The organism is Variovorax sp. 01T439_2, assembly GCF_056398445.1.
In genome coordinates, this window is the sequence record NZ_JBFTPJ010000355.1 from 1 (window position 1) to 5,434 (window position 5,434).

At 66.9% G+C, this 5,434-nt stretch carries 5 protein-coding genes, 1 tRNA gene and 1 pseudogene; 1 reads left to right on the forward strand and 6 read right to left on the reverse strand.

The genetic code is table 11. From position 1 onward, the window contains the following. From AC1DOC_RS17425 to serS, 3 genes and pseudogenes are all read right to left on the reverse strand, one after another. A pseudogene (locus AC1DOC_RS17425) lies at positions 1–598 on the reverse strand (surface-behavior sensor histidine kinase ShkS); the annotation flags it as partial. Positions 599–833: 235 nt separating this feature from the next. After that, positions 834–923: transfer RNA gene (locus AC1DOC_RS17430), tRNA-Ser, on the reverse strand. Between the two features lie 58 nt (positions 924–981). Beyond that, entirely contained in the window at positions 982–2,313 is a 1,332-nt protein-coding gene (gene serS, locus AC1DOC_RS17435; protein ID WP_478079344.1) for a serine--tRNA ligase, read from the reverse strand. Between the two features lie 61 nt (positions 2,314–2,374). Here serS and AC1DOC_RS17440 point away from each other — a divergent pair, with 61 nt between their 5' ends. After that, positions 2,375–2,776: a VOC family protein gene (locus AC1DOC_RS17440; RefSeq protein WP_478079343.1), complete on the forward strand. Its 402-nt coding sequence runs from the start codon at positions 2,375–2,377 to the stop codon at positions 2,774–2,776. 112 nt (positions 2,777–2,888) lie between these two features. Here the strand turns inward: AC1DOC_RS17440 and AC1DOC_RS17445 are convergent, their stop codons facing one another. The 3 genes from AC1DOC_RS17445 to AC1DOC_RS17455 are packed head-to-tail and all read right to left on the reverse strand — an operon-like array spanning position 2,889 to position 5,294. Further along, complete coding sequence (locus AC1DOC_RS17445; protein ID WP_478079342.1) at positions 2,889–3,851, reverse strand: threonine/serine dehydratase; 963 nt, start codon at positions 3,849–3,851, stop codon at positions 2,889–2,891. Further along, positions 3,848–4,816, reverse strand: coding sequence for a 4-hydroxy-3-methylbut-2-enyl diphosphate reductase (gene ispH / locus AC1DOC_RS17450; RefSeq protein WP_478079341.1), 969 nt, complete (start codon positions 4,814–4,816; stop codon positions 3,848–3,850). The genes AC1DOC_RS17445 and ispH overlap by 4 nt, the downstream gene beginning before the upstream one ends. A 34-nt stretch (positions 4,817–4,850) precedes the next feature. Then, positions 4,851–5,294: an FKBP-type peptidyl-prolyl cis-trans isomerase gene (locus AC1DOC_RS17455; protein ID WP_015866808.1), complete on the reverse strand. Its 444-nt coding sequence runs from the start codon at positions 5,292–5,294 to the stop codon at positions 4,851–4,853. Positions 5,295–5,434 lie beyond the last annotated feature (140 nt).

Sequence of the window (5,434 nt, forward strand, 5' to 3'; positions counted from 1 at the left end):
GCAGGAACCAGTGCAGGATCGGCAGGATCGGCATCAGGAAGCCGTACTGGAAATGCGGCTCCACGAGGTTGATGCTCACGAGCCGGATCAGAACCGCCCCCAGCATCGTGATGAACAGCGTGTTGACGTAGCGCTTGAGCAGCGGCGGATGCAGCGCCAGCCCGTTGAGCGGAAAGGTGCCGACGCCGGCCACGATGAGCCAGCTCATGAACTGGTTGACCTGCGGCGTGCGCTCGAAGAACAGCAGGATCGACAGGCCCCAGACCACCGCGCTGGTGCTCCAGATGAAGCCATAGCGTTCGGTGAACTGCTGCTGCGCCGCCGCGCTCCGGCCGGCGTAGCGCACGGCATAGACCCTGGCGCCCCAGGCCCGGCAAGCCGTGGCAATGAGGCCCGCGGCAAGCCAGGTCAGCAGTTCCCATCGGGGCACATAGCTCCAGTTCAGGCCGACCATCCCCGGCATGAGCGCCGCCGAAACAATGTAGGACCCGCGCGCGGAGCGCATGAGGCTGCGGATCAGCTCGCCGCGTACCCAGGATTCAGCTTCGTCGGCCGAAGCCGGGACCGGTGTCACGCTCGCGATCGACGGATTGGCCATGTGGCGCGGAGCCTCTTGTTCATTCGGGACTACAAGGAAAAATCCCGGCATGCGGGGGGCATGGGGAGGTGCGATCTTAACGGCCCGATACAGTTGCTTCGAAGCTTGGCTGGACGCCGTGAACAGCGGCCGCGAAAAACGCGAAGGTATGGGAAACGAAAGGCTCCGGTTTCGCCGGCGCGGATGGCCGGGCCGTGCAACGGGCAAAAAAATAGCCCCATTGCGGGGCCATTCTTGGAGGAGAGGGAGGGATTCGAACCCTCGGTACTATCGCTAGTACGCCTGATTTCGAGTCAGGTACATTCGACCACTCTGCCACCTCTCCGRTGCTGTCGAGCCTGCGATTATAGCAGACCAAAACCGGGCTTTTGAAGCCCGCTCGTTCAGCCGCGCAACAGTTCCAGTCCGCCGAGGTAGGGCCGCAGCGCGGCGGGCACGTTGATCGAGCCGTCCTCGTTCTGGTGGTTTTCGAGCACCGCGACCAATGTGCGGCCCACCGCCAGGCCCGAGCCGTTGAGCGTGTGGACGAGTTCGTTCTTGCCCTGTGCGTTCTTGAAGCGCGCCTGCAGGCGGCGCGCCTGGAAGGCTTCGCAGTTGGAGACCGAGCTGATCTCGCGGTAGGTATTCTGCGCGGGCAGCCACACCTCGAGGTCGTAGGTCTTGGTGGCGCCAAAGCCCATGTCGCCGGTGCACAGCAGCACCACACGGTACGGCAGTTCGAGCGCCTGCAGCACGGTCTCGGCGTGGCCGGTCATCTGCTCGAGTGCGTCGTAGCTCTTTTCGGGATGGACGATCTGCACCATCTCGACCTTGTCGAACTGGTGCTGGCGGATCATGCCGCGCGTGTCGCGCCCCGCGCTGCCGGCTTCGGAGCGGAAGCATGGCGTGTGGGCCGTGAGCTTGATTGGCAATTGCGATTCGGCCACCACCTCGTCGCGCACGAAGTTGGTGAGCGGCACTTCGCTGGTGGGGATGAGGTAGAGCGCCGAATGGTCGGGCGCGGGCTCGCCCTCCTGGCCGCCCTTCTTGGCGGCGAACAGGTCGCCTTCRAACTTGGGCAGCTGGCCGGTGCCGCTGAGCGTGGCGGCGTTGACGATGTAGGGCACATAGCACTCGGCATAGCCGTGCTTCTCGGTCTGGATGTCGAGCATGAACTGCGCGAGCGCGCGGTGCAGCCGGGCGATCGGCCCCTTCATGACGGTGAAGCGCGAGCCCGCGAGCTTGGCGCCCATCTCGAAGTCGAGCCCCAGCGGCGCGCCCAGGTCGACGTGGTCCTTGGCCGCAAAGGGCAGCGGCGCGGCATCGGCGCCGGCACCGCCCTGCGGGCTCCAGCGGCGCATCTCGACATTGCCGGCTTCGTCCTCGCCGACCGGTACGCTGGCGTGCGGCAGGTTGGGCACGGCCAGCAGCAGCGCCTGCAGCTCGGGCTGGATCTGGTCGAGCCGCGCGGACTGCGATTCCTGCTCGGCCTTGAGCGCGTTGACTTCGGCCATCAGCGCATCGACCGACTCGCCCTTGGCCTTGAGCGGGCCGATCTGCTTGTTCAGCGTGTTGCGCCGGGCCTGGATTTCCTCGGTGCGGGTTTGCAGCGTCTTGCGCTCGGCCTCGAGCGCGGTGAACGCCGACACGTCGAGGTAGGGCTGGTTCTTCTTGCGTTTTTCGAGGCCGGCCACAGCGGAGGCCAGGTCTTTGCGGAGCAGAGTGATGTCAAGCATGGGGGGATTTTAGGTGGGCGTAGCATCGCGCTCCCGCAATCTCAACCGAAGGGAAAAAGCGATGCAAGCCTATCTGACATTCAACGGCAACGCGGCCGAGGCGCTGGCCTTCTATGCCAAGGCGCTGGGCGGCAAGGTCGTCTTCAGCATGAGCTTCGGCGAAAGCCCGATGGGCGCCGAAACGCCGGCCGCGTACAAGGACAAGATCATGCATGCCACGCTGGAGGCCCGCGGCCACCAGCTGATGGCCTCCGACATGCCGCCCGGCATGCCCTTCGAGGGGCACAAGGGCTTTTCGCTGTCGGTTCAGGGCAACAGCGTGGACGAGGGAAAGAAGCTCTTCGACGCGCTGGCCGCGGGCGGCGAGGTCACGATGCCGTACGGCCCCCAGTTCTGGGCCGCCGGTTTCGGCATGCTGAAGGACAAGTTCGGCGTGCCGTGGATGGTCAATTGCGAGAAGTAAATAGAGCCCCCCGGCTTTTCACTTCGCTGCGCTGCGTGTAATTCGCCACCCCCCGAGGGGGAGGCGCGGCTCGCCTTGGGGCGGCCCGGCGGCGGCCGCCTCGCTGTCCGCCTCAGGCCACGGTGGCCGGGTCGACGTTCGCCCCGCAGACGATCAGGCAGACCTTCTCGCCTTCGCGCGGCACGTAGGCACCGGTCTGCAGCGCCGCCAGCGGCAGCGCGGCAGCCGGCTCCACGGCGAGCTTCAATTCCTTCCACAGCCACTGCTGCGCGGCGCGGATGGATTCGTCGGACAGGAGCAGTGCGTCCTGCACGTATTGCTGGGTGATGTCCCAGGAAATGGCGCCGATGCGGCGCGCGCCGAGCGAATCGGCGGCAATGCCGCCCACCTCGACATCGACCGGCTCGCCGGCCTGGCGGGCGCGGTACAGCGTGGGCGCCTTTTCGGGCTCGAGCGCCACCACGCGGGCGCGCTTTTCGAACCAGCCGGCAAGGCCGCCGATCAGGCCGCCACCGCCCACGCTCACGAGCACGGAATCGGGCAGGCCGCCCTCTGCCTCGATCTCCTGGCCGAGCGTGCCCGCGCCGGCCACGACTTCGGGCTGGTCGTAGGCATGCGTGAGCAAGGCGCCGGTTTCCTCCTGGCGCGCGAGGCAGGCCGCCAGCGCGTCGGGATAGAGCTCCCCGACCACGACCACTTCGGCGCCGAGCGCCCGGAGGCGGGCGCGCTTGGCTTCGGGCGAGACGCCCGGCAGGAACACCTGGCAGCGCACGCCCAGCGCCTTGGCGGCCGCCGCGGTGGCAATGCCCGCGTTGCCGCCCGAGGCCACGATCACGCCGCTTTCGGGAATGTCGTTGGCCAGCAGGCGGTTCATCATGCCGCGGGCCTTGAAGCTGCCGCTCACCTGCATGTGCTCGAGCTTGAGCCACACCTCGACGCCCGGCGCCGCCAGGCCGAAGGCCGCGGACGGCAGCTTCCAGAGCGGGGTCTGGCGCAGGAAACCGCCGGCGCGCTCGCGCAGCCTGCGGGAGGCGCTCTCGGTTTCAGAGCGCCAGTGGGTGTTTTCGTTGTTCAAGAGATGTGTCCAGGAGGGGGAATGTCGTCGAGCTTGAGGCCCTTGGGGAGCGGAAACTTGATGGTTTCCTCGATGCCGTCCATCTTGCGGACCGACACCGCGCCCAGCGCCCTCACGCGCTCGACCACTTCGCGCACCAGCACCTCGGGAGCGGAAGCGCCGGCCGTGAGGCCGACCCGGCCCTTGCCCTCGAACCACTCGGGCTTGAGCTCGTCGGCCGAATCGACCATGTAGCTTTCGGTGCCCAGGCGCTCGGCCAGCTCGCGCAGCCGGTTGCTGTTGGAGCTGGTGGGGCTGCCGACCACGATCACCAGGTCGACCTGCGGGCTCAGGATCTTGACCGCATCCTGGCGGTTCTGCGTGGCATAGCAGATGTCCTGCTGCTTGGGCTCGCGCACCTTCGGAAAGCGCGCACGCACGGCCGCCGCGATCTCGGCCGCGTCGTCCACGCTGAGCGTGGTCTGCGTGACCACGGCGAGCTTCTCGGTCTGCGCAGGTGCCACCTTGGCCACGTCTTCCACGTCTTCCACCAGGTGGATGCCGCTGGAGAGCTGCCCCATGGTGCCTTCGACCTCGGGGTGCCCCTTGTGGCCGATCATGATGAACTCGTAGCCCTCCTTGGCGAGCTTGGCGACCTCGACGTGCACCTTGGTCACCAGCGGGCAGGTGGCATCGAAGACGTCGAAGCCGCGGTCGCGCGCCTCCTGCTGCACCGCCTTGCTCACGCCATGGGCACTGAACACCAGCGTGGCGCCGGGCGGCACGTCGGCCAGGTCCTCGATGAAGATCGCGCCCTTGGCCTTGAGCTCGTTGACCACGTAGGTGTTGTGCACGATCTCGTGGCGCACGTAGATCGGCGCGCCGAACTTGGCAATGGCGCGCTCGACGATCTCGATGGCGCGGTCAACGCCGGCGCAGAAGCCGCGCGGCTCGGCAAGGATCACTTCCTCGATGTTCGGGTTCATGCCAGGGATCCTGCGGTTCTTGCAGCCGGGCCGCTCATAGGACACCGATCAGCCGGACCTCGAAGGTCACGGGCTGCCCGGCCAGTGGATGGTTGAAGTCGAAGCGCACCGCGGTCTCGTTCGATTCGACCACCGCGCCCGCATAGCTGCCCGCGCCATCGGGCGTGGGGAACTGCACCACGTCGCCGACCGCGTACTGCTCGTCAGGGTCGCCCATCTGCGCGAGCAGCTTGCGGGCCACCCATTGCTGCATCTCGGGATTGCGCTCGCCGAAGGCCTCGCCGGCGGGCAGCTCGAAGGTGGCGTGGGTGCCCTCTTCCAGGCCCATGAGCCGCTGCTCCATGGCGGGCGAGAGCTCGCCGGTGCCCAGCGACAGGGTCGCGGGCTTGTCGGCGAAGGTGTTGATGATGTCGCCCGCCGGACCGGCCAGCCGGTAATGCAGGGTCAGGAACGAGCCGGAAGTCACAACGTGGGACATGGGTGCAGCGGAGGTAGGCAAAGACAAGGTGGGTGTCCCGATAAACTGGACTGCATTTTAAGGAACGGGGGCTTCCACCCGCTCTTTCAAGGTTTCACCCAGGTTTTCGATGGCATTCAAGGATCTCCCCGCCCACGCCC

Coding starts and splice junctions, on each gene's coding strand:
- AC1DOC_RS17440 (WP_478079343.1), top strand. CDS start 2,375: ATGCAAGCCTATCTGACATTCAACGGCAACGCGGCCGAGGCGCTGGCC.
- AC1DOC_RS17455 (WP_015866808.1), bottom strand. CDS start 5,294: ATGTCCCACGTTGTGACTTCCGGCTCGTTCCTGACCCTGCATTACCGG.
- ispH (WP_478079341.1), bottom strand. CDS start 4,816: ATGAACCCGAACATCGAGGAAGTGATCCTTGCCGAGCCGCGCGGCTTC.